General features: G+C 71.8%; 15 protein-coding genes. 12 read left to right on the top strand and 3 right to left on the bottom strand.

Annotated features, from left to right (window positions below; translation table 11 throughout):
* The first annotated feature begins 283 nt into the window (after positions 1-283).
* The 7 genes from ACG0Z3_RS13230 (at position 284) to ACG0Z3_RS13260 (ending at position 11,168) form a co-directional block, all read left to right on the top strand.
* The gene (locus ACG0Z3_RS13230; RefSeq protein ID WP_394398084.1) at positions 284-1,021 is read left to right on the top strand and encodes a SapC family protein; all 738 of its coding nucleotides are present in this window, start codon (positions 284-286) and stop codon (positions 1,019-1,021) included.
* Positions 1,021-2,670, top strand: a complete 1,650-nt coding sequence (locus ACG0Z3_RS13235; protein ID WP_394398086.1) for a TolC family protein — start codon at positions 1,021-1,023, stop codon at positions 2,668-2,670. Before ACG0Z3_RS13230 ends, ACG0Z3_RS13235 begins: the two co-directional genes overlap by 1 nt.
* The gene (locus tag ACG0Z3_RS13240; protein ID WP_394398088.1) at positions 2,667-3,470 is read left to right on the top strand and encodes an efflux RND transporter periplasmic adaptor subunit; all 804 of its coding nucleotides are present in this window, start codon (positions 2,667-2,669) and stop codon (positions 3,468-3,470) included. The genes ACG0Z3_RS13235 and ACG0Z3_RS13240 overlap by 4 nt, the downstream gene beginning before the upstream one ends.
* A gap of 14 nt (positions 3,471-3,484) precedes the next feature.
* A complete protein-coding gene (locus ACG0Z3_RS13245; protein WP_394398090.1) occupies positions 3,485-5,401 on the top strand; it encodes an efflux RND transporter periplasmic adaptor subunit in 1,917 nt (638 codons plus the stop codon).
* A 163-nt stretch (positions 5,402-5,564) separates the two neighbouring features.
* Complete coding sequence (locus ACG0Z3_RS13250) at positions 5,565-7,745, top strand: PqqD family peptide modification chaperone (RefSeq protein ID WP_394398092.1); 2,181 nt, start codon at positions 5,565-5,567, stop codon at positions 7,743-7,745.
* Complete coding sequence (locus ACG0Z3_RS13255) at positions 7,735-9,651, top strand: hypothetical protein (RefSeq protein ID WP_394398094.1); 1,917 nt, start codon at positions 7,735-7,737, stop codon at positions 9,649-9,651. Before ACG0Z3_RS13250 ends, ACG0Z3_RS13255 begins: the two co-directional genes overlap by 11 nt.
* Positions 9,648-11,168, top strand: a complete 1,521-nt coding sequence (locus ACG0Z3_RS13260) for an Lcl C-terminal domain-containing protein (RefSeq protein ID WP_394398096.1) — start codon at positions 9,648-9,650, stop codon at positions 11,166-11,168. Before ACG0Z3_RS13255 ends, ACG0Z3_RS13260 begins: the two co-directional genes overlap by 4 nt.
* A 15-nt stretch (positions 11,169-11,183) precedes the next feature.
* Here the strand turns inward: ACG0Z3_RS13260 and ACG0Z3_RS13265 are convergent, their stop codons facing one another.
* Both ACG0Z3_RS13265 and garD read right to left on the bottom strand, forming a co-directional pair.
* Complete coding sequence (locus ACG0Z3_RS13265; RefSeq protein ID WP_394398098.1) at positions 11,184-12,197, bottom strand: hypothetical protein; 1,014 nt, start codon at positions 12,195-12,197, stop codon at positions 11,184-11,186.
* Between the two features lie 41 nt (positions 12,198-12,238).
* Complete coding sequence (gene garD / locus ACG0Z3_RS13270; protein WP_394398100.1) at positions 12,239-13,822, bottom strand: galactarate dehydratase; 1,584 nt, start codon at positions 13,820-13,822, stop codon at positions 12,239-12,241.
* A 117-nt stretch (positions 13,823-13,939) separates the two neighbouring features.
* On the opposite strand from garD, the gene ACG0Z3_RS13275 reads away from it, so the two are divergent.
* The 5 genes from ACG0Z3_RS13275 to ACG0Z3_RS13295 all read left to right on the top strand — a co-directional run bounded on the left by ACG0Z3_RS13275 (position 13,940) and on the right by ACG0Z3_RS13295 (position 19,743).
* On the top strand, positions 13,940-14,680 hold the full coding sequence (locus ACG0Z3_RS13275) for a FadR/GntR family transcriptional regulator (protein WP_394398102.1): 741 nt from the start codon (positions 13,940-13,942) through the stop codon (positions 14,678-14,680).
* A 213-nt stretch (positions 14,681-14,893) separates the two neighbouring features.
* Complete coding sequence (kdgD, locus tag ACG0Z3_RS13280; RefSeq protein WP_394398104.1) at positions 14,894-15,805, top strand: 5-dehydro-4-deoxyglucarate dehydratase; 912 nt, start codon at positions 14,894-14,896, stop codon at positions 15,803-15,805.
* Positions 15,806-15,853: 48 nt separating this feature from the next.
* Positions 15,854-16,816, top strand: a complete 963-nt coding sequence (locus ACG0Z3_RS13285; protein WP_394398106.1) for a Bug family tripartite tricarboxylate transporter substrate binding protein — start codon at positions 15,854-15,856, stop codon at positions 16,814-16,816.
* 147 nt (positions 16,817-16,963) lie between these two features.
* Positions 16,964-18,292, top strand: a complete 1,329-nt coding sequence (gudD, locus tag ACG0Z3_RS13290; protein WP_394398108.1) for a glucarate dehydratase — start codon at positions 16,964-16,966, stop codon at positions 18,290-18,292.
* Positions 18,293-18,303: 11 nt separating this feature from the next.
* Positions 18,304-19,743 (top strand): aldehyde dehydrogenase family protein, encoded by a 1,440-nt coding sequence (locus ACG0Z3_RS13295; protein ID WP_394398111.1) that lies wholly within the window; start codon positions 18,304-18,306, stop codon positions 19,741-19,743.
* Positions 19,744-19,764: 21 nt separating this feature from the next.
* On the opposite strand, the gene pelA is transcribed toward ACG0Z3_RS13295, so the two are convergent.
* A complete protein-coding gene (gene pelA, locus ACG0Z3_RS13300; RefSeq protein ID WP_394398113.1) occupies positions 19,765-21,045 on the bottom strand; it encodes a pectate lyase in 1,281 nt (426 codons plus the stop codon).
* Between the last annotated feature and the right edge of the window lie 74 nt (positions 21,046-21,119).

Consider the following 21,119-nt stretch of genomic DNA (forward strand, 5'->3'; position numbering starts at 1 on the left):
AAGGGCACGGTCATAGGGGCGCAGCATAGCGGTGCCAGAGTGGCAGCTTGATGAGAGTTTTCAGCATTGAGCCTCACGACCGGATGCGCCGGCGGTCGCCGGACCCGAGGAGGCACAGAGGGACAGACGCCATCGCACGCCCGACTGCGACAGCGCGCCCGCCTAGGACTTTCCTGCCTCCAGGGGGCATGGCCTTCGCGGATACTGCCGGCCGCTTGCGCGTGCGCCCCACGGGAGCCCGCCGCAGCCACTGCACTGGAAAACCGCGCCTGAAGGATCTGTGATGTTTGAGAAAGTCGTCCCCGTCAACCGTGAGCGCCACGCCCGCACCCGCATCAAGGAGATCACGGGTTTCGGTTTCGCGAAGGACTTCCACATCGCCTACCTGACGATGCACGAGTTCGCCCGCGCCTCCGCGGTCTACCCCATCGTGTTCGTCGAGGACAAGGAGAAGGACGCCTTCCGCCCCGTCACGCTGCTGGGGCTGGATGCCGGCGAGAACCTGTTCATCGGCGAAGCCGGCAAGTGGGAGGCGAGCTACATCCCCGCCATCATCCGCCGCTACCCCTTTGCCCTGGCCGGCAACGGCACCGAGGGCCACTTCACCATCTGCCTGGACGAAGCCAGCGACCTGGTCAGCGTGGACGGCAAGGACGGCGAAGGCAGCCCGCTGTTTGATGACAAGGGCGAGCCCACGCAGGTCATCGAGAACGTCAAGCGCTACCTGTCCGAGCTGCAGCAGATGGACCAGGTCACGCTGGCGTTCTCCAAGATGCTGGCCGAGCTGAACATGTTCACGCCGCTGCAGATGCGCGTGCGCGAGGGCGACCGCGAGAAGAACATCGCCGGCTGCTGGGTCGTCAACGAAGAGCGCCTGAACAACCTGTCCAACGACAAGTTCCTGGAGCTGCGCAGCAAGCGCTTCCTGCCGGCCATCTACGCGCAGCTGATGTCGCTGGCGCAGATCGAGCGCCTGATGCAGCTGAAGGACAAGCGCCTGGCGCCGCAGAAGGGCGCCTGATGCGCCCGCGCACCGCGGCCTGGCGCCATGCCCTCGGCGCGGTGGCCGCGGCAGCGGCCTGCGCCGGGCCGGCGTGGGCGGGGCTGCCCGGCTCGCGCACGGCCGCCGGCACGGATGGCAGTGCCGCCGAGATCTCGCTGGACTTCGCGCCCGCGCCCATGGGCTACATCCCCTATGTGCCGGCCCCCAAGGCGCCGGCGCAGCGCCCTGCCCGCCTGGACGCCAAGACGCTGGCTCAGCTCGCGCTGGAGCAGAACGCCGAGGTGCTGTATGCGCGGCTGCAGTCGCGCGTGTCCGAGCAGGCGGCCGAGGCCGAGAGCGGGCTCTACCTGCCCGTGGCCTATGCCAACCTGCGCCGCGAGGGCCGCAACCGCCAGCGCACCGTCGAGGAACGCCTGACGGCCGCACTCGGCGGCATCACGCGCCTGAACGAGAGCGTGCTGGCTGGCGAGACTGGCGTGCGCGTCAAGGCGCCCAGCGGCGCCGAGGTGGCACTGGCCTGGCGGGCCAACCAGCGGCGCAACAACGTAATCGGCTCCGCCACCTTTGCCACCAGCGACGCCGAGGCGACCGGCGCGCTGGTGCTGTCTCTGCGCCAGCCGTTGCTGCGCGGCGCGGGGCGCGACGTCGTCGAGACCGACCTGCGCGTGGCCCGCCACGAGCGCGAGATCGGCACCTGGCAATTCCGCCAGCAGGTGCTGCGCATCGGCAGCGAGGCGCTATCCACCTACTGGCAGCTGTGGCGGGCCCGCGAGACGCAGGCCCTGCGCCGCGCCGCGCTGGACAACGCCCAGGAGGCGCTGGGCGACGTGAAGAGCCGCGTCGACGGCGGCCGGCTGCCGCCGGCGGCGCTGGACGAATCCAGCGCCGTGCTGTCGGCCCGCCGCGCCGAGCTGGCGCGCGGCCAGCAGGCGCTGTTCGACGCCGAGGCCCGCGTGCGCGTGCTGCTGGACCTGCCGCCGCAGGACGGCGGCTGGGACCTGGCCGAGCCCGAGCCCGAATCTGCCCCGCCCGCCCGCGGGCTGGCCGCGCTGGCTGAACGCCTGCCCGACGTGGAGGCCGCCTGGCCGCCGCTGCGCATGGCGCAGCTCAAGCGCGAGCAGGCCGACGCGCGGCTGCGCCTAGCCCACAGCAAGAAGCTACCGGCGCTGGACGTGCAGGCCAGCTACAGCAGCAACAGCCTGGTCTACGGCCCGCTGGATGCCGCCATCAAGGCCACGCAGGGCCGCAACCCAGACTGGACCGTCGGCGTCGCGATGGAGGTGCCGCTGGGCGGCGACCGCCGCGCCCAGGCCGAGTACCGCGCGCAGCAGCTGCGAGTGGAGCAGTCGGCGCTGGAGGTTCACTCGGTGCGCCAGGCGCTGGCCAGCGACTACTTCAACCGCGCCGCGCAACTGGACGAGCTGCGCCGCGAACTGGCCCAGCTTCGCGACGAACTCAGCGCCCGCGAGCAGCTGGAGGCCGGCGTGCGCGAGCAGTTCACGCTCGGCGCCGCGCCGCGCAGCCGGCTGCTGCGCCTGCAGGCCGACGTGCTGGACGCCCGGCTGCGCCTGGTCGACGGCAACAGCCGCGTGGCCCTGGCACGCGTGGCCCTGCAACTGGTGGACGGCTCTCTGCTGGCCGCCCACGACGTCCGCATCGACGAATGAACGCCTCTCCCCTGCTTCTCCTCTTCACGCTGACCACTGCGCCCGCGCTGGCTGCTGACTACGTCGGCATCGTCCACGCCCGCCACAAGCTGAGCTTGAGCCTGCCGGTCACCGGCATCGTCGCCAAGGTAGCCGTGGAGGCGGGCCAGCGTGTCGGCGCCGGCCAAACGCTGGTGCAGCTGGACGAGCGCCCGCAGGCGCTGGAGGAACAGCGCCGCCGCACACAGTTCGAAGACCAGAGCGAGCTGCGCGCCACCGAGGAACGCCTCAAGGTCGTGCAGCCGCTGGCCGAGGACGCGCGCAAGCTGGCCGCCAGCCGCGGCGCCCTCAGCCGTGAGGACGCTGCCCGCAACGAGTTGGACTTCATCGCCACGCGGGGCCGCCTGGCCCAGCTACAGGTGCAGAAGGCGCGCGAGAAGCTGGAGCTGCAGCTCGCCGAGGCCGACCGCCAACAGCGCCGGCTCGCCGCGCCGGTGGCCGGCGTGGTCACCAAGGTCGGCATCGATGTCGGCGAATGGGCCAAGCCCGGCGACACGCTGGTGGAGCTGGTGGATGCGTCGGTGCTACACCTGCGCGTCAACATCCCGGCAGCCGTGGCTCGTAAGCTCAAGGAGGGCCAGGCCTTGCCGGTGCACATCGACGGCGGCGAGGCCGTCAACGGCACGATCAGCCTGGTGTCGCCGGTGACGGACGCCGCCAGCGGCCTGGTGGAGGTGCGCGTGCGCTTTGCCAACACCGGTGGGCGCATCGCGGCCGGCAGCAAGGGCATCGTCAAGCTCGATGGGGGCGCGACAAAGTGAACGCCCCCGGCGTCGTGACCGCCCTGCCCGCGCTCGGCGCCCGCGAGCTGGTGCTGGCGCTGCACGCGCTGCGCAGCGCCAGCGTCCAGCCCGACTACGCGGCCCAGGTGGTGGCCGCGCTGGCGCGGCTGATGCGCGCGCAACAGGGCTGGTGGCTCACTGAGGCCGGCAGCGGCTGGCAGCTGCGCGCCGAAGCCAGCGACGCGGCGGCGGCCGGTGATGCCGCGCCCGACCCGCTGCGCCCCGAGTTCGGCGCCGACCTGCTGGCGCTGGCCCAGCGCGCCCGCACGCAGGGCTTTGCCAGCCTGCCGCAGCGCTCGACCCAGGGCAGCACGCAGTGGCTGGTGGCCGTGCGCCCCGAGCGCGCACCCGAGGATCTATGGCTGCTGTGCCTGCCCGACCGCGAGCGCCCGCACCTGAACGAGCTGGTGCTGCGCGCACAGCTGGTGGCCGACCTGCCCGCGCCGGGCGAAGTACCGAATGAACCGCCGGCCGCCACCATGGCGACCGACGCACCGCTGCACACCTGGGCGCCGCTGCTGGACGCGGTGCTGTTCGCGCAGCGGCACGAGGGTTTCGAGCCGGCCGCGCTGGCCTTGGTCAACGCGCTGGCCAGCACACTGGGCGCGCAGCAGGTCGCTTTAGGCTGGCGGGCCGAGGCGGGCGCGCCGGTGCGCCTGGTGGCGCTGAGCCACCGCGACAAGCTGGATCGCTTTGCCCACGCCGTGGTGCTGACCGAAGGCGCGCTGGACGAGGCGCTGGACCATGAGGACGGCGTGCGCCTGCCCGCCGTGCAGGCCGCCGAGCCCGCCGGCACGGCGCTGGTGGCCGCCGACGACGCGGCCACGCCACTCGCGCTGCCAGCCCACCGGCTGCTGCAGCAGTCGCTGGGCGAGGTCAGCCTGACCTCGTTGCCACTGGCCAGCGGCCACAGCGCACCGCGCGCGGCGCTGCTGATGGTGTTCGACGGCGCGCCGCTGGCCGCCGACCAGCTGGCCCGGCTGCTGCTGGCGCTGCGTGTGGCCCTGCCCTGGCTGGAGACGCTGCACTGGCGCGAGCGCTCGCTGCCCTCGCGCGCCCGCGACGAGCTGCGCCAGCGCGCGCGCCTGTGGCTAGGCCCGCAGCACCTGGGCCTGAAGCTGGGCAGCGGCGTCGCCGCACTGGCGCTGCTACTGGCGCTGTTTGTGGACTGGGACTACCGCGTCGGCGCCAGCGCGCAGCTGGCGACGGACAGCACGCGCATCCTGTCGGCGCAGTTCGACGGCCGCGTGGAGGAGGCGCGCGTCAGCGCCGGCCAGCAGGTCAAGGCCGGCGAGGTGCTGGCGCAGCTGGACGTGCGCGACCTGCAAAACCAGGCGGCCGACGCCCGCGCCGAGGTGCAGCGCTACACCGCCGAGGCTGACAAGGCCCGCGCGGTCGGTGCGCTGGCCGAGGCCGAGGTGGGCAACGCCCGCACGGCGCAGGCGCAGGCACGGCTGGCTCGCACGCTGGAGTTGATCGAGCTGGCGGCCAACCGCGCGCCCTTCGACGGGGTCGTCGTGGAAGGCGAGAAGCGCGAGCTGCAGGGCGCGCCGGTGCGCAAGGGCGACAAGCTCTACCGGCTGGCCCGCGTGGAGAAGCTGTACGCCACGCTGCAAGTGCCCGAGCGCGACGCGGCCCAGCTCCAGCCCGGCGCGCTGGGCGAGCTGACGCTGATGACGCGCCCCAACGAGAAGATCCCGCTGCGCGTGGCCTCGGTCATCCCAGTGGCGCAGATCAAGGGCCAGGAAGGCAACCAGTTCATGGTGCGCGCCGAACTGCTGGCACCGCCGGCCGACTGGTGGCGCCCGGGCATGAGCGGCAATGCCCGCATCGACGCCGGTGAGCGCCGCATCATCTGGGTGCTGACGCATCGCTTCGTCGACCAGCTGCGGCTGTGGTTGTGGTGGTGAACATGAAGCCCCTTGCCCAGCCTCTCCTTGCTGAACGCAGGCGTGCCCGGTCGGCCCCCCGAGGGGACGGCGATGCTCGCGGTGTCGAGCCGCGAGCACATCGCCCGCGCAGGCCGGCTTGGGAGCGGCCCGGCGCTCGGCCTGCCACCGCCACGTGCCGTGCATGCACCGAGGCAAGTGGGCCACGAGCATGACCCAGGGCACGCTCAGCGACAGCTGGTACCAAGTCGCGCAGTCCCGCGTCGCGCTGCTGCCGACGGTCGAAGCCCAGGCCCAGCGCTACCGCGGCCAGCCCTGGGTGCTGCTAGAGGACGGCTACTCGCACCGCTTCTTCCGCGTCACGCCTCAGGCCTACGAATTCCTGCGCGCGCTGGACGGCGAGCGCACCGTCGACGAGGTCTGGCAAGACCTGGCCCGGCGCCACCCCGAAGGCACGCCCGGCCAGGAGGACGTGGTGCGCTTGCTGTCGCAGCTGCACCTGTCCAGCCTGCTCTACTTCAAGGAGCAGCCGCATGCCGACGCGATCGTCGAGCGGCTGCGCAAGCAGCGCTCGCGCGAGTTCATGGGCAAGCTGCTGTCCTTCATGTTCTGGCGCTTCCCGCTGTTCGGGCTGGATCGGTGGCTTGACCCAATCCTGCCCTTCATCCGCGCCTGCACCGGCCGCCTGGCCGGCGCCGTCTGGCTGGCCGTGGTGGCCTGGGGTGCGATCACCGCGTTCGAGCACTGGGGCGCCATCGGCAACGGCAGCGAGGGGCTGCTGTCGCTGTCCAACCTGCCCTGGCTCTACCTCGCCACAACGCTGGTGAAGGTGGTGCACGAGCTGGCGCATGCCTTCGTCTGCAAGCGCTACGGCGGCCAGGTGCCGACCTTCGGCGTCATGGTGCTGGTGCTGGCGCCGCTGCCCTACGTGGACGCGTCGGCCAGCTGGGGACTGCGCAACAAATGGCAGCGCGCCTACGTCGGCGCGGCCGGCATGCTGGCCGAGCTGTTCCTGGCCGCCATCGCCTGCGTGGTGTGGGCCGCCACGGCCGACGGCACGGTGCACAGCATGGCCTTCAACGTGATGATCGTGGGCTCGCTGTCCAGCCTGATCTTCAACGGCAACCCGCTGCTGCGCTACGACGCGTACTACATCCTGTCTGATCTGGTGGAGATGCCCAACCTCTACCAGAAGGCCCAGGCGCAGTGGCTGCACTACGGCAGCAAGCACCTGTTCGGCCAGCGCGAGCACCCCGAGCCCGCGCAGGACCGCCACGAGCGCGCCTGGTACACCGGTTACGGCGCGCTGGCCTTCCTGTACCGCTGGGTGGTGACGCTGGGCGTGCTGATGTACGTGGCCGACCAGTGGTTCGGCATCGGCGTCATCATGGCCATCACCACCGTCATCACGATGGTGCTGATGCCCGCCGCCAAGCTGTGGTCATGGCTGCGCCTGGCCTCGGGCACGCTGCGCACGCGCGCCGTTGCGGCCATGGGCGGCATGCTGCTGGGGCTGTGGCTGCTGCTGTTCGTGCTGCCGCTGCCGCATGCACTGCGCCTGCCCGGCGTGCTGGAGGCGCGCCAGACCAGCCCGCTGTACCTGCAGGCCGCCGCGCGGCTGCAGGAAATGCCGGTGCGCCACGGCCAGCGCGTCAAGCAGGGCGAACTGCTGGCCCGCTTCGACAGCCCCGAGCTGTCGCTGCAGCTGGAGCTGATCCAGGGCCAGATCGCCGAGACGCGCGCCCAGCTCGGCCTGGCGCTCAGCGGCACGCCGGCCGAGCTGGGCCCGCTGCAGGCACGGCTGGCAGCGTTGGAGGCGCGCCGCGCCGAGACCGAGAAGCTGCTCGCCTCGCTGGCCGTGCGCGCGCCGCAGGATGGCGAATGGGTGGCGCCGGCACTGCACGAGCGCCTGGGCGCCTGGGTGGACCGCGCCCAGCCCGTGGGCGAAGTGGTGGACCGCCGCGCGCTGCGCTTTGCCGCCGTGCTGCCGCAGGCCGACGCGGCCGAGCTCAGCGCGCTGCCGCCGGCATCCACCGCCCAGCTGCGCCTAGCCGGCCGGCGCGGCGACGCGCTGGACCTCGCCAGCCTGCGCATGGTGCCCTACCAGCGCCAGCGGCTGATGTCGCCCTCGCTAGGCTTCGGCGGCGGCGGTGAGGTGGCCATCCGCCCCGACGACAGCACCGGCACGACGGCGGCCGAGGCCTTCTTCGAGATCCAGGCCGAGTTCAAACCGCAAGGCCTGCCGGCCGACCTCGCCCTGCACGGCATGAGCGGCGTGCTGCGCGTGCCCGTCGCCCCGAAGCCGCTGGGCAACCGGCTGGTCGCCAGCGTGCGGCAACTGATGCAGTCCCGCTATGGCCTCTGACACCGCGCTCGCCCCGCCCTGGTGCCCGCCGCTGGAGCGGCCAGCGCCGCGCGGCCTGGCCCCGCGCGAGGCTGACCGGGCCGCCGCCGTCGCGGCGCTGCGCGCCGCCGTGGACGCCGCGCTGCCGCATGTGTTTGACGCTCCGGCCAGCCTGCGTGCCGCCGGCCTGGCGCTGCGCCGCGCGCTCAACCGCGAGGACGGCGCCGCCGAGCGCATCGCGCTGGCCCAGGGCCTGGCCGCCGCTCAGCATGCCTGGCAGTTCGACACCGCCGTGCTGGACGCCGCCTGTGCGCTGGTGCAGCAAGGCGCCGTCACCCTGCCCCGCGCCGCCGACCGCCACCGCGCGCTCGCGCTGGCCGCCGCCGCCTGGGCCGCATCGGGTCGGCCCTGCCTGCTGATGACAGCCGACGACGAGGCCGCCGCCCAGGCCTGCCGGCTGCTGCTGCCGCTGTTCGAGGCACTGGGCGTGGACGCTGCCCCCGCCGGCTCGGACGCCAGCGGCAGCGCGCTGCGCCGCGCCTACGCGGCGGGTGTCGTCATCGTGCCGGCACGCCGGCTGGCCGCCGACCTGGCCCGCGACCGTCGCGAGCGCGGCAGCGGCGACGCGCAGCGCCTGGAGGCGCGGCTGCACGGCGACACCGGCGCCGGCCTGCTGGTCACGCGCGGCCTGTTCGCGCTGCTGGTGGACGAGCTGGATCGCGTGCTGTTCGACGACGCGGTCAACCCGGTGTTGCTGTCCGTGCCCGACGACAGCACCGCCCTCGGCGAGGCGCTGCAGCAGGCCTGCAGCGCTGCTGACGCGCTGGCCGCCCCGGCCCACTACACACTGAGCACCGAGCGCGGCCTGCAATGGACGCCCGAGGGCGCGGCGCAGGCCACCCGCCTGCTGGCGACGCTGCCGCCGCTGTGGCGCCCGGCCGAGCGCGGCGAATGGCTGCTGCGCCAGGCGCTGGCCGTGCGCGACCTGCTGCAGCCCGGGCGCGACTACACCGTCGCCGGCCCGCAGGTGCACTTGGACGACGCCATCAGCCAGCGCCTGCCCGAACGCGCACTGCTGCCGCACCTGACGCAGGCCATCCAGGCCCGTGCCGGCCTGGCGATCAGCCCCGTCACTCGCGCAACCGACCGCACCAGCGTGCTGGGCCTGGCCGCCAGCGCGCACCGCCTGGGCGGCGCCGGGGCCAGCCTGCAAGGCCTGGCCCCCGCACTGTGGCGCCAGCACGGCCTGCTGGCACAGCCCAGCCACACCGGCAACGCCGCCACGCTGAGTACCACGCACGAGGCCAGTCTCGACGACACCGCCTGGCAGGCCCGCGTGCAGGCCGGCTTCGATGCACCGGCCGGCGTGCACCGACTGTTCGTGCTGCGCCAGCTGGCCTCGGCCGCCCGCTTTGCCGACCTGCCCGGCGCCAAGGCCGAGGCCTGGGTGCTGGCCGGCCTCGGCCCGCAGCGCGCGCTGACACAACGCCAGCAGGCCGACGACGCCGAAGGCCGCCCGCCGGCCACGCGCATCGAGGTGCTGTTCATCGAGCCGCTGGACAGCGCCCGCGCCGAGCAGCAGTTCATCGCCCGCGTGCAGGACGCCGCCCCGCCCGGCGCCGAAGTGCAAGCCCGGCTGCTGCTGCACCCGCAGGGCCGCTGGGTCGACCAGGCGCTGGGCCCGCTGGCCGACGCGCTGCGCACGCTGTGCCGGCTGTGGCCGGCGCGCACGGCCCGGCTGCTGGCTGTCACGCTGGCGCTGCTACGCTGGCAGTCAGGCCGTCAGCAGGCCCGCGCGCTGCAGGCCCAGGCCCAGCGCGAGCACCAGCTCAAGCTGCAACTGTCTTTTGCCGGCGGCACCGCCGTGGTGTCGACCACGCCGCCTGCCCCGTCGCCCGCATCCGCATCTCCCAGGAGGACGTCATGACGCTCATCGCCCCGCGCCCGCTCACCGCCCCGCCCGCCCCCACCGGCCGCCGCCTGTTGTCGCCGCTGGCCCTGATCGGCGCGCTCGGCGCGGCCGCCCTCGTCAGCGGCTGTGGCGGCGGCGGAGGTGGCGGCAGCAGCACGCCGCCGCCCGCGCCCACACCCAAGGGGCCGCTGACGGTCAGCGTCGACCCGGTCACCGCCGGCAACCCGCTGAGCCTGAAGATCACGCTGGCGGCCGGCGCCACCGGGCCGGTAGACATCGTGTATTCCACCGCGCAGACCGGCAGCGTCACCGGTGACGCCACCGGCGGCGACCGCTGCAACAGCGTGGGCGTGGACTACATCAGCGCCAGCCGCGCCACGGCCAGCGTGCCGGCTGGCGCCAGCAGCGTGACCGTGGCCCTCACCACCTGCGCCAACACGGCCTTCGAGCCCAACGAGCGCCTGGACATCACGACCGAGCTGGAAGGCCGCACGACGACCAACCGCGTGCTCATCATCAACACCACCGCCGGCGGGCTGAACGACAGCGGCGTGGCGCAATGCCTGAACACGGCCAACGCGCTGGTGGCCTGCTCGGCCACCGACATCGCCGGCCAAGACGGCGCCGCCGGCCGCGATGCCAGCACGCTGACCAACGACGCCGCCGACGGCCGCGCCGGTTTCTCCTTCGCCGCCACCAACGGCGGCGCCTGCGTGCAGGACCAGGTGACCGGCCTGCTGTGGGACAGCGCCTCCGCCACCGCCAACACGCTGGCAGCCGCCCAGGTGCTGGCCGACGCCGCCAACGCCGCCAGCCGCTGCGGCCGCACCGACTGGCGCCTGCCCACACCGGCCGAGCTGGCCAGCCTGGTGGATGCCGGCGTGACCACGGGCGCGCGCATCGACCCCAAGCTCGGCACCACGGCCGCCGTGCCGTCCTGGACCGGCACCGCCTACGCGGGCGACACGCGCGCCAACTGGGTGGTGGACTTCGGCTCCGGCGCACTCGCCTTCGAGGCCGCCACGAATCCGCTGGGCAAGACCTTCGCGACCCGCCTCGTCGCCGGCACCGCAGCCGCCGACGCCGACTGCGACAACGCCACCACGCCGCGCTACACCGACCACGGCAACGGCACGGTCAGCGACCTGCGCACCGGCCTGATGTGGATGCAGTGCGTGGACGGCCTCTCCGGCGCCAGCTGCGGCAGCGGCACGGCCACGACGCACGCCAGCTTCTCGGCCGCGCTGGCGCGGGCCACGGCCGTCAACGGCGACGCGGCGGCCGCCGGCAAGGGCTACAACGACTGGCGCGTGCCCAACCGCAACGAGCTGGCCTCGCTGGTGAACTGGCGCTGCAGCAGCCCGGCCGTCCAGCGCACGCGCTTCCCCGGCACGCCCAACAGCAGCGCCTGGACGTCCTCGCCTGCGACGGTGGCCGGCTTCGTCTGGTATGTGGACTTCACCGACGGCAACGTGGGCCTGTCCGGCAGCGCCGGCAACCGCGTGCTGCGGCTGGTGCGCGCGGGGCAGTAAACCGCCGCGGCGGGGTCAGCGCCGCGTGCGCTGCTTCAGCTGGGCCAGGCCTTCCTTGGCCAGATCCAGCGACTTTCTGGCCAGGCCCTCGACCTGCTGACCGGCCTCAGGCAGCTTGTCCTGGGCCCAGGCCGCGGCCTTCTGAACCGACTGCTGCACCGCTTGCTGCGCCTGCGCCGCTGCGGCCTGCAGCTCCTCGGGCGTGGGCAGACGCTCGCGGGTCCATTCGGTGGCCTCGCGGGCCGTCTGGCCCAGCTGGCCGGCGGCCTTGCCGGCGCCCGTGCGGGCCGCGTCCAGGGCCCGGGTCAGCGTGGTGTCCGGCGCCTCGTTCAGCGCGGCCATCGCGGCGGACAGCGCAGCCTCTTCCGCCGTCGTCAGCGGCCCGCCGGCCTGCAGCAGCCGGCGCAGGAAGTCGCCCAAGTCGGCGGCAATGGCGGCGTGGTTGCAGTCGGGGTTGGCATGCAGGAAGGCGGACAGCTCGGCCGCCATCTCGTCCACCGAGCCCTGCAGCACGCCGGGCTCGATGCGCTCGATGGCGCGCGCCACGAAGCCGGCATCCAGGCCCCAGTCGTCCACCAGGTGCGCGGCCAGCGCGGCGCGCTCGGCCGGCTCGATGGCGCCGTCCACCGCCGCCAGCCGCAGCGCCAGCGGCGCGATGAGGTCGAACAGCGCCAGGCCCAGCGTGTCCAGCGGCGTGTTCAGGAACTTGGGGATCTCGATGACACGCTCGCCCTTGGTGTTGCCCATCCAGCGGTACAGGCCGTAGCAGGCGCCGCCCGACGCCAGCGCGGCGATGGCGATCCAGCCCACTGGCGTGGCGGCTGCGCCCAGCCCCATCGCGGCCGCCTTGGCCAAGGCGGCGCCGCCGCCAGCGGCGCCCAGCACATCCCAGATCTCGCGGGTGCGGTTGATCATGCGCAGCGACTTGTAGGCGTTCTCGCCGATGGCGAGCTTGGCCTTGAAGCGCAGGGGCTCGGCGACGACTTGGGTCACGCCGTCGAACACGACGACCGGGTTGTCCTGCTTCACTCGCGACCTCCGTGTGATGGAGGCGCCAGCATAGATCGTGATCAGGTCACCGGCGCCGGATTGAACAGCACCAGCGCGTTGTGCAGCTTCCAGTGCTCGGCCCACGTCTTCTTGCGGCCTGAGGCCACGTCGAGCAGGAACTGGAACATGGCCCAGCCGGTCTCCTCGATCGTCGCCTCGCCATCGGCGATGCGGCCGGCGTTGATGTCCATCAGATCGTGCCAGCGGCGCGCCAGGTCGGTGCGCGTGGCGACCTTGACGACCGGGCATTCGGCCAGGCCATAGGGCGTGCCGCGGCCGGTCGTGAAGATGTGCAGGTTCATGCCGGCGGCCAGCTGCAGCGTGCCGCAGATGAAGTCGCTCGCCGGCGTGGCGGCGTAGACCAGGCCGCGCTGGTCGCGCCGCAGCTTTTCGCCGGGCGACAGCACATGGCTGATGGCCGAGCTGCCACTCTTGATGATGGAGCCCATAGCCTTTTCGGCGATGTTGCTCAGGCCGCCGGCCTTGTTGCCGGGCGTGGTGTTGGCGGCGCGGTCGACACGGCCGCGATCAAGGTAGCGGTCGTACCAGCCGAGCTCGCGGATGATGGCTTGGGCCACTTCGTCGTTGGCGGCGCGGCTGGTGAGCTGCTCCACGGCGTCACGCACCTCGGTGTTCTCACTGAACATGACGGTGGCGCCGGCGCGCACCAGCAGGTCGGCGCAAAAGCCCACGGCCGGATTGGCCGTCACGCCGGAGAAGGCGTCGCTGCCGCCGCACTGCACGCCGACGATGAGCTCAGCGGCGGGCACGGTCTCGCGGCGGCGCGCGTTCAGGCGAGCGAGATGCGGCTTCGCGGTCTGCAGGATGTCGTCCAGCATGGACATGAAGCCGACGTGCGCGTCGTCCTGCAGGCAGACCGTTTCGGGGCCGGCGTCCGCGCCACGCTCGTCGACGATGGGGAAGCTGCCGGGCGGCAGCAGACGGTTGGGCTGCAGCTTCTCGCAGCCCAAGCTGACCACCATCACCTCGCCGCCGAAGTTGGGGTTCAGCGAGATGTGCTTGAGCGTGCGGATGGGGATGATGGCGTCCGGCGCATCGATGGCGACGCCGCAGCCGTAGCTGTGCTCCAGGCCGATGACGTCGTCCACGTTCGGGTACAGCGGTAGCAGCTCCGCCTTGATGCGCGCCACGGCCTGCGCGACGACGCCGGCCACGCACTGCACGGTGGTGGTGATGGCCAGGATGTTGCGGGTGCCCACCGAGCCGTCGGCATTGCGGTACCCCTCGAAGGTGTAGCCCTCCAGCGGCGCGTGCACCGGCGGCTTCACAGTGGCGATGGGCAGGCCTTCCAGCGCGCGGGCCGAGGGCATCTGCAGCAGACGCTCATGCACCCAGCTGCCGGCGGGGATAGCCTGCAGTGCATAGCCGATGGGCACGGCATAGCGCAGCACGACACCGCCCTCGGGAATGTCCACCAGCGCCACCTTATGGCCCTGCGGCACCTTGTCCCGCAGCACGAGGCCAGCGCCGGGCACCCCGGCCGGCAGCACGGTGCCTGCCGGCAGGCCACCGTCGTTGGCGACGATGGCGACGTTGTCCTCGTCGCGCATGCGCAGGGTCAGCGGGGGGTTTACGGCATTCATGGCGGGCGTCGCAGTGGCTACAGTGGGGACAGCTTCTGTTGTACGTCGTCTAGTTGTCGTACAACTCACCTCACTGTAGACGCCTTGCCTGATTCAAATCCCCGGGAAAACCCGCGAATGCACGCTTCCACCGCCCGCCGCCGCCCGCGCACGCTGGCCCTTGAACTCGTCGAACGTTTCAGCGACCGCATCCGCGGCGGGCAGTTGCAGGCCGGCGAGAAGCTGCCCACCGAGGCGGCCATCATGGCGGACTTCGAGGTCAGCCGCACGGTGGTGCGAGAGGCCCTGTCCAAGCTGCAGGCCGCCGGCCTGGTGGAGACCCGCCATGGCATCGGCACCTTCGTGCTCGGGCCCGGCGATGGGCCGTCCTTCAAGATCACGCCGGAGCAGTTCGGCACGCTGCAGGACGTCATCGCGGTGCTGGAGCTGCGCATCGGCCTGGAGACCGAGGCCGCCGGCCTGGCCGCGCAGCGCCGCACGCCGGCGAACCTGGCCTCGCTGCGCCGGGCGCTGGATGCGGTGATCGTGGCCGTCGAGGCCGGGCAAGACTCGGTGGCGGCGGACTTCCAGTTCCACCTGGAGATCGCCCGCGCCACGCAGAACAGCCACTTCGCCGACCTGATGACCACGCTGGGCGCGCAGATCATTCCGCGTGCGCGGCTGGAGCCGGCGGTAGAGATGAGTGCCGAGCGCCAGGCCTACATGCGCCGCGTCAACACCGAGCACGAGAACATCCTGGACGCCATCGCCAGCCAGGATGCCGAGTCGGCCCGCGCCGCGATGCGCACCCACCTCAGCAACAGCCGCGAGCGCCGCCGACGCGCAACTGAGACCCCTCGTCCGGTCTCGCCCCGCTGAACGCTGGCGAGCCCAGCCGGTCCCCCGAGGGGACAGCGATGCTTGCGGCATTGAGCCGCAAGCACATCGCCCAACGCGGGCCGGCTTGGGGCGGCCCGGCGCTCGGCCCGCAAAGAAAAGCGAATTGCGGGTTTTTCCCAATCATTGTGGATTTGATCCAAGTTGTACGATGACCTACAACTTATTCGTCATCACCCCCACGGAGACCCGCCCATGTCACCCCAAGAACTCAAAGCCGTCCTGGAAGCCGGCCTGCTGTCCTTCCCGCTGACCGACTTCGACGCGCAACTGAACTTCGACCCCAAGGGCTACGCAGCCCGGCTGGAGTGGCTGCAGCCCTACGGCGCGTCGGCGCTGTTCGCGGCCGGCGGCACGGGTGAGTTCTTCTCGCTGGAGCCGGGCGAGTACACCGACATCATCAAGGTGGCCCTGGACACCTGCCGCGGCCGCACGCCCATCCTGGCCGGCGCCGGCGGTGGCACGCGCGTCGCCATCCAGTACGCGCAGGAGGCCGAGCGCCTGGGCGCGCAGGGCATCCTGCTGCTGCCGCACTACCTGACCGAAGCCAGCCAGGAAGGCCTGATCGCCCACGTCGAGGCTGTCTGCAAGAGCGTGAAGTTCGGCGTCGTCGTCTACAACCGCGGCGCCTGCAAGCTGACGCCGCAATCGCTGCAGATCCTGGCCGACCGCTGCCCCAACCTGATCGGCTTCAAGGACGGCCTGGGCGACATCGAGAAGTTCGTCGCCATCCGCCAGACGCTGGGCAACCGCTTCGCGTACCTCGGCGGCCTGCCGACGGCCGAGGTCTTCGCCGGTGCCTACAAGGCCATGGGCTGCCCGGTGTATTCGTCCGCCGTCTTCAACTTCATCCCCAAGACCGCGATGGAGTTCTACAACGCGCACGCTGCGAACGACACGGCCACCTGCGACCGCCTGATCCGCGACTTCTTCATCCCCTACCTGGCCATCCGCAACAAGGGCGAGGGCTATGCCGTGTCCATCGTGAAGGCCGGCGCCACGCTGATCGGCCACAGCGCCGGCCCGGTGCGCCCGCCGCTGTCGGACCTGCTGCCGGCCGAGGTAGAGGCGCTGTCCGCCCTGATCGCCAAGCTGGGCCCGCAGTAACGCGCCCGCCTCCCCACCACGACAAAACACATCCCCAGGAGACAACCCATGAAGCGACTGCTGACCTCCGTGCTGCTGAGCCTTGCCGCCACCGGCGCCGCACTGGCCCAGGCCTGGCCGGCCAAACCCGTGACGCTGCTGGTGCCCTTCCCGCCCGGCGGCTCCACCGACGCCATCGCCCGCGTGCTGGGCAACAAGCTGCAGGAGCGCCTGGGCGGCAACTTCGTCATCGACAACCGCGGTGGCGCGGGCGGCACCATCGGCACCACGGCCGTCAAGCGCGCAGCGCCCGATGGCTACACGGTGCTCGTCACGTCGCTGGGCCCGCTGGTCATCGGCCCGCACCTGCTGAAGAACCTGCCCTACGACCCGACCAAGGACCTGGACTACGTGACCGTCGCCGTGCAGGCGCCGAATGTGCTGGTGGTGCCCGCCGCGTCGCCGCACAAGACCATGGCCGAGGTGCTCGCCTTCCTGAAGGCCAACCCCGAGAAGATGAGCTTCGGGTCGTCGGGCAACGGCTCCAGCGACCACATCACCGCCGAGCTGTTCTGGCAGCAGACCGGCACCTCCGGCCTGCACATTCCCTACAAGGGCGGCGGCCCCGTGATGACCGACCTGCTGGGCAACCAGGTGGACGCCAGCTTCATGAACATCAACACCGCGCTGCCGCAGATCAAGGCCGGCAAGCTGCGCGCGCTGGGCATCACGAGCGCCAAGCGTTCGCCGGTGCAGCCCGACGTGCCGACCATGGACGAGCTGGGCATCAAGGGCCTGCAGGTCTACTCGTGGCAGGCGGTGGCCGCGCCCAAGGGTCTGCCGGCCGACATCAAGGGCAAGCTGCACGCGGCCATCGTCGCCACGCTGAACGCGGCGGACGTGAAACCCAAGCTGCTGGAGCAGGGCTTCGAGATCGTGGCCAATACGCCCGAGCAGTTCACCGCCTTCCAGGCCGCCGAGTTCGAGCGCTGGAAGAAGGTCATCACCGATCGCAAGATCACTGCGGATTGAACAGACCCACCGCCGTACCGGCTTCGCTGTCCCCATCAAGCGCCGTAGGGCGGGTCATGACCCGCCGTTTCGGCTCACCGATACCGTCGAACGGCGACCGCGAAACGCCCACAAACGGCGGGTCGCGACCCGCCCTACAAAACTGACATGACCTCAACCCCTGTCATCCAAGCGCTGCGCGTCATCCCCGTTGCCGGGCGCGACGGCATGCTGCTGAACCTCAGCGGCGCGCACGCGCCCTTCTTCACGCGCAACCTGCTCATCCTCACCGACAGCGCCGGCAACACCGGCGTCGGCGAGGTGCCGGGCGGCGAGAAGATCCGCCAGACGCTGGAGGACGCCCGGCCGCTGGTCGTGGGCCAGCCGGTGGGTTCGCACCTCAACGTGCTGCAGCGCGTGAGCCAGGCCTTTGCCGACCGCGACCGCGGTGGCCGCGGCCTGCAGACCTTTGACCTGCGCACCACCATCCACGCCGCCGCGGCCATCGAGTCGGCCTTCCTGGACCTGCTGGGCCAGCACCTGGGCCTGCCGGTGGCGGCACTGCTCGGCGAGGGCCAGCAGCGCGAGTCGGTGGAGATGCTGGGCTACCTGTTCTTCATCGGCGACCGCACCAAGACCGATCTGCCCTACCACTGCGAGCCCGACGCCGACAACGCCTGGTGCCGTGTTCGCCACGAAACGGCGATGACGCCCGAGGCCATCGTGCGCCTGGCCGAGGCGGCGCGCGAGCGCTACGGCTTCAACGACTTCAAGTTGAAGGGCGGCGTGCTGCGCGGCGATGAGGAAGTGGACGCCGTGCGCGCGCTGCACGAGCGCTTCCCCGACGCCCGCGTGACACTGGACCCCAACGGCGGCTGGCTGCTGAAGGACGCCATCCGCCTGGGCCAGCAGATGCGCGGCGTCGTCGCCTACGCCGAAGACCCCTGCGGCGCCGAGGAGGGCTTCTCGGGCCGCGAGGTGATGGCCGAGTTCCGCCGTGCCACCGGCCTGCCCACGGCCACCAACATGGTGGCCACCGACTGGCGCCAGTTCCAGCATGCGCTGTCGCTGCAGAGCGTGGACATCCCGCTGGCCGACCCGCATTTCTGGACCATGGCTGGCTCCGTACGCGTGGCCCAGACCTGCCGCGACTGGGGCCTGACCTGGGGCAGCCACTCCAACAACCACTTCGACGTGTCGCTGGCGATGTTCACGCACGTCGGCGCCGCCGCGCCGGGCAAGGTCACGGCCATCGACACGCACTGGATCTGGCAGGACGGCCAGCGGCTCACCAAGGATCCGCTGCAGATCGTCGGTGGCCATGTGGCGGTGCCCAAGAAGCCGGGCCTGGGCGTGGAACTGGACATGGCGGAGGTCGAGAAGGCCCACCAGCTGTACAAGCAGCACGGCCTGGGCGCGCGCGATGATGCGATCGCGATGCAATACCTGATCCCCGGCTGGACCTTCAACCCCAAGCGCCCCGCGCTCGACCGCTGAAAGCAGTACCCATGTTCAAGAACCTCATCAACGGCGAATGGCTGGAAGGCCAAAGCGTCTCGCGCAACATCAACCCGTCCGACACGCGTGACCTGATCGGCGAGTACGCCCAAGCTGATGCGGCCCAGGCCGACCTGGCCATCACGGCCGCCACGGCCGCCTTCCCGGCCTGGAGCCTGTCAACGCCGCAGCAGCGCTTCGACATCCTCGACGCCGTCGGCGCCGAGATCCTGGCCCGCCGCGCCGAGCTCGGCGACCTGCTGGCCCGTGAGGAAGGCAAGACGCTGCCCGAGGCCATCGGCGAGGTCGTGCGCGCCGGCAACATCTTCAAGTTCTTCGCCGGTGAGGCGCTGCGCCCGGGCGGCGAGAGCCTACCCTCGGTGCGCCCCGGCGTCGGCGTGGAAGTGACGCGCGAAGCCATTGGCGTCGTTGGCCTCATCACACCGTGGAACTTCCCCATCGCGATTCCCGCCTGGAAGATCGCCCCGGCATTGGCGTACGGCAACTGCGTCGTCTTCAAGCCGGCCGACCTGGTGCCGGGCTCGGCCTGGGCGCTGGCCGAAATCCTGTCGCGCGCGGGCCTGCCGGCCGGCGTGTTCAACCTCGTCATGGGGCGCGGTTCGGTGGTCGGCGAGAAGCTGCTGCACGACACGCGCGTGGCGGCCGTCAGCTTCACCGGCTCGGTCGCCACCGGCCAGAAGGTCGCCGCCGCCTGCGTGTCCCGCATGGCCAAGTTCCAGCTGGAGATGGGCGGCAAGAACCCGATGATCGTGCTGGACGATGCCGACCTGGGCGTCGCGGTGAACGCCGCCGTCAACAGCGGCTTCTTCTCGACGGGCCAGCGCTGCACGGCGTCCAGCCGCCTCATCGTCACCGAGGGCATCCACGACCGCTTCATCGCCGCCATGGTCGAGAAGATGAAGACGCTGAAGATCGACGACGCCCGCAAGGCCGGCACTGACATCGGCCCCGTCGTCGACGCCAGCCAGCTCGGCCAGGACGTCGACTACATCGGCATCGCCAAGGGCGAAGGCGGCACGCTGGCGCAAGGCGGCGAGCGCATCGAGACCAACGCCGACGGCGCGCCGGGCTTCTACCTGACGCCCGCGTTGATCACTGGCACGACGCCGGAGATGCGCATCAACCGCGAGGAAGTGTTCGGCCCGGTCGTCAGCGTGCTGCGCGCCCGCGACTACGAGCATGCGCTGGCACTCAGCAACGACACGCCCTTCGGCCTGGCCGCCGGCATCGCGACCACGTCGCTGAAGCACGCCACGCATTTCAAGCGCCACTCGCAGGCCGGTATGGTCATGGTCAACCTGCCGACGGCGGGCGTGGACTATCACGTGCCCTTCGGTGGCCGCAAGGGCAGCAGCTACGGCCCGCGCGAGCAGGGCCGGCATGCCGCCGAGTTCTACACGACGGTCAAGACGGCCTACACACAGGCCTGATCAGACCGGGCGCCTCTGCGCTCAGCGCGGGGCCCAGGCCTCGTAGGCGTCCAGCGTCTTCTGCGGCCAACTGCCCCACCAGGCATAGCCGCGGCGGCGCTCGGCGCTGATGTCGTGCACGTCATCGTGCAGCGACTTGTCGCGGTCACCGAACACCGGCTTCAGCGTCGTGGCGTCGTAGTAGCGCGACCACAGCGGGCCGGCGCCGGGCTGCTCGACGAGGCGCTTGCCCTGCTGCGCGTCCACCATCACCCAGACGCGGTCGCGCACCGCCAGGCGCTTGAGCATCGCCACGCCGCCCTTCACGGCCGCCACGACGGCTGGCGACGGTGCGGGCATGGCCATCAGGTACGCCAGCACCTGCGCGCTCTCGCCGCTGCTGAGCGCGGGCGGCTCGTAGTTGCGGGCCGAGGTGGGCGCCAGCGTCAGTACGTCGTGCTGCTGCGCCCACAGCGCGGGCTGGCCGTCGATGCGGATTTGCAGGGTCAACAGCAGCTGCACCGCGCGTGACTCGGCCGCGGCCAGCTCGCCGCGCGGCGCCGCGCCCAGGAAATCGAAGCCGGCCTCGCCGCGCGACGCCATGCCCAGCAACGCCATCACATCGATCATGGCGTTGTCGTTCAGCGTGATGGCATCGTGATAGCCGCCCTGCAGCGGCCACACCTGCGGCCAGCCGCCGTTGGGGAACTGAGCGGCCAGCAGGTAGCGCAGGCCGCGCTCAGCCGCCTGGCGGTAGGCGGCGCCCACGTCGCCCGGATGCGCCTGCGCCATGCGCGCCAGGAAGCGGACCTCGCGCGTGGTGGCCTCGTTGTCGATGGTGCCCACGTAGCTCCAGTGGCCGGGCTTGTCGAAGTCGCCGGGCGACGGCGCCTTGGGGTTGCCGTCGGCCACAAAGGCCTGGCCGCGCTGGCGCGGCGCGGCGTCGCGCGGCTGGTTCTTGCCCCAGCCGCCGGCCGGCGTCTGGTAGCTCAGGATGTTGCGGGCCACGGCCCGTGCGGGCTCGCTGGCATACCAGGCCGTCGGCCGGTCCAGCGGCAGGCTGGCCGCGCCATTGCCGCTCGCTGGTGGCGCCGGCAGCTCGGCCAGCCCCTGGCGCTCGGCGGCCAGCACGGCACGGTCGGCGGCGCGCTGCGCATCGGAGCGCGCCAGGTAGGCCTGCCAGGCCCCGCGTTCAGCGAGGGGCAGGGCCTCCACGCGTGCGGTGGTCAGCGCCTCGGCGGGCGGGATGGCGCCGATCTGGGCGGCGAATGCCGACGAGGACAATGCCAGCGCAAGCACGGCAAGACGGTGGGCGAGAGGCATGGCGGGCAGCGAAGTGGGCGTGGCCGGCAATCTAGCGGCAGCGCGCCCCGCGCCGGGCGCTAATCTCCCGCCGC

The organism is Pelomonas margarita (assembly GCF_043555875.1).
Lineage (GTDB): Bacteria > Pseudomonadota > Gammaproteobacteria > Burkholderiales > Burkholderiaceae_C > Pelomonas > Pelomonas margarita.